Below are 3,153 nucleotides of genomic sequence, written 5' to 3'. Positions count from 1 at the left end.
CGAGATGGGAGTTGTAGGAGGCGTTTTAACGCCGAATTCGTAGCAGCGCGTTTACCCCGCGTAATTTACTGTTTTTTGTGGTTCAATAATTTTTTGCACAAAGAGAAAACAATGAGAAAAGAATGAGAAAGACCATAAGATTTTGTTGTTTTTCCTCTAAAGCGCAGCGCCTCTTATCCTCTTTGTGATTATTATTTTAAATTATGTTTTCTCTATGTAGCGCGAAGCGCCTCGGTGTACTCTGTGGTTCAATTTTCTGCACAAAGGAATACAAGGAGAAGTGAATGAGCAACCCAATAAAACTATTAGTTACTTTCCTCTAAAGCGCAGCGCCTCTTATGCTCTTTGTGAATATCCATTGAGTTATGCGATATAAAATCGCGGCTACTAACTTGCTAACTAACACCCACAAAAAAGCCGTGGGACTTTCATCACACGGCTTTTGATATTTCGCTAAGTCGTTTTATTAGAACGAGTAGCTGTAACCTAGTTGTAGGGTACGTGGTTTACCTGGTTGAATACCGCCATTTGCACGGTTTGCAACGTAGGTTTTGTCAAACAGGTTATCTACTGTTAGGTATACTTTTTGTTTGTCGTCGATTAGGTATTTAGCTGCTAAATCCCACACAACGCGGCTGTCGATTGCATTGCGACCTGAGTCTGTTAAGTCTGCGTGTGCATCAGACACATAACGCATTTGCGTATCGAATACGAAGCTTGAGAACTCAGCACCCATCGAAAGCGCTAATTGGTTTTTAGGCACGTATGGCATTGCATCGCCTTTTTCTACGCTACCCCAAAGATCCGATTCAAACGCATTGTCGAACTCAGAATCAGTGTAAGTGTAAGTTAAGCGAACAGGGAATGAAGCTGCTTTAGTAGCAAATACTTTACCTGCGCTTAGCTCAAAACCAGACACAGATACTTCACCGTAGTTGTATTGATCGCCAATATTGTCATCGCTACAACCTACAGCTGCAGTACAGTTACCGTGCATGTTTGTGTAGTCAGAGTTAAAGTAGATTACTTCACCTTGAATGCCAGCGTAATCGTAACGACCACCTAGCTCAATATTAACACTCTCTTCTTCTTCTTGATCCGCATTACCTGGGGCTGCTGGAGCGTAACCTTTTTGAATACCAGCAAGAAGCGTTAGGTTGTCGCTTACTGTGTAAGTGGCACCTAGTGATGGTACTAAGATCTCAGTGTCGTTGCTGATATCTTTTGTTAAGCCATTTTCACGACTTGGATCAGACTTAGCCCATTCAACACGTTTGATTGTGATGTCTTCGTAGCGAAGACCTGCACTAATGACTAATGCATCAAGTGACCACTCATCTTGAATGAATAGGGTAGTTGCTTCAGCGCTATCTAAACGGTTGCTGTTTGAACCTGGAACGCCTTTTTCTGTAAGCGTCATTGATAGGTCTTGGTTAAGCGTGTACTTGTCTTCCCATTGGAAACGATCCATTTCATCTTCGTGGTAACGTGCACCAACTGTGATGTAGTGGTTGCCCGCAGGGATATGGAATTCAGTTTGTAAGCCTTTCGCTTGGTAATCACGGTTATTCGCTTTTACGCCAATACCTTCAATACCTTCGCTTGTTGGGTTTGCTTCAAACTCGCTGTATTGCTCAAGGTAGCTGCTGCTTACTTTGCTTGCTTTATACCAGTTACGGTGGAAGTCGTTTAGGTAAGCTGTAGCAAGTAGCTCGTAACCTTTACCAAAACGATATGCATAGTTGATTTGGTATGCATTGTGTTGTGTGTTCATTTCATCGTTTTGCGATGCTGCATAACGACGGTAAGGGTTTTCTTGGTAATCAGCGTCAGTTAAGCCCATGTAAGTTTCGTCAGAGCGTTCGTCTGAGTACTTTAACTTCATTTCTAGGCTGTGTGCTTCGTTATCACCAAAGTCAAAACCAAACTTTAATAAGAAATCGTTCTTTTCGAAGCCAGTGTTGTCGCTACCAACTGGTAAATCTTTAAAGCCATCAGCACCGTAAGTGAATACTTCTACAAGGCCCGCAGCATTGTTTTTCTTTTTACCGAAGTAAGCATGACCTTTGTAGAAACCGTCGCTACCAAGTTCAGCATTAAGTAAACCTTTAGACCCTTCAGTTGGTAAGCTACGAGAAACTAAGTTTAAAACACCGCCTGTTGTACGTGGGCCATACTTAACAGACGCTGCACCTTTGAGTACTTCGATAGACTCCATACGACCCATAGTAGGGAAGTAGTAAGCAGAAGGCGCTGAGTAAGGTGCTGGTGCTACAAGTACACCATCTTCCATTACTGAGATTTTGTCGTTACGACCTGTACCCGTACCACGCATACCGATGTTAGGACGAAGGCCATAGCCGTCTTCTTCTTGTACATATACACCCGGTACAGCACTTAAAACACGTGAGATATCAGTATATTCAAACTTTTCTAGTTCTTGCTCATCAATAAAAGTAGCAGAGCCAGGAATATCGTTAATTGCAGATGCAGAGCCAATTACAGTGATTTGCTCGAAGTTTTTCTCTTCTTTAGTTACATCTTTTGCAAAAGCATTAGCGCTTAAAGATAAAGCGACCGCAGTCGAAAGCGTAGAAACAATAAACTTAGGTGTCATTGTGAGTCCTGTATATGTTTAGATATTTTTAACAGGCGCAATTAAAACATGTAAAAAAATGCGAATCAATCCTATTTGTAATAAAACAGGTCTGAACTGTAAGTCCATGAATTGAGGGGGTTATAAGGAATACAGTAGTATTGTATTACGATATTGGGTTTTGGTTTGGTGTTAAGTAAAACTTAATGAGTGAAGCTGTCAGCTCGTAGGTTGGTTAGAGCGAAGCGAAACCCAACTTTGGAGCAATCAGCTTTCAGCCCTCAGCTATCAGATTGAAAAGTTAGCAAAAGTAAAGGGGAAAGTTTGCGAGATACGAGTGTAGGCGTTTTAACGTCGAAAAAATGGTGATATTAGATATCAGTGGTTAGAAGTTAGATTAAAACAACAGAGCTGTAAGCTGTAAGCTTTAAGCTATAAGTCAGATCAGCCTGCACGCAGTCTCAGTGAAATGCATACCCGTAGGCGTGAAATTTATTTCGCGCGATGCTTATCTAAACCACAGAAGCAAGATGTAGGTCTGTCTCTTATACACATCT

1 protein-coding gene is annotated in these 3,153 nt (G+C 41.6%); it reads right to left on the bottom strand.

The features are described from left to right. Positions 1 to 466: 466 nt before the first annotated feature. Complete coding sequence (locus tag JIG37_RS17675) at positions 467 to 2,617, bottom strand: TonB-dependent receptor (protein WP_199529960.1); 2,151 nt, start codon at positions 2,615 to 2,617, stop codon at positions 467 to 469. Between the last annotated feature and the right edge of the window lie 536 nt (positions 2,618 to 3,153).

Origin of the sequence: Pseudoalteromonas sp. bablab_jr010 (assembly GCF_016464105.1) — a bacterium.
GTDB classification, from domain to species: domain Bacteria; phylum Pseudomonadota; class Gammaproteobacteria; order Enterobacterales; family Alteromonadaceae; genus Pseudoalteromonas; species Pseudoalteromonas simplex.
This window is presented reverse-complemented; position numbering and strand designations above follow the sequence as displayed.

What these genes read in the sequence shown, in the direction of transcription:
- JIG37_RS17675 (WP_199529960.1), bottom strand. Translation starts at nt 2,617, where the DNA reads ATGACACCTAAGTTTATTGTTTCTACGCTTTCGACTGCGGTCGCTTTA.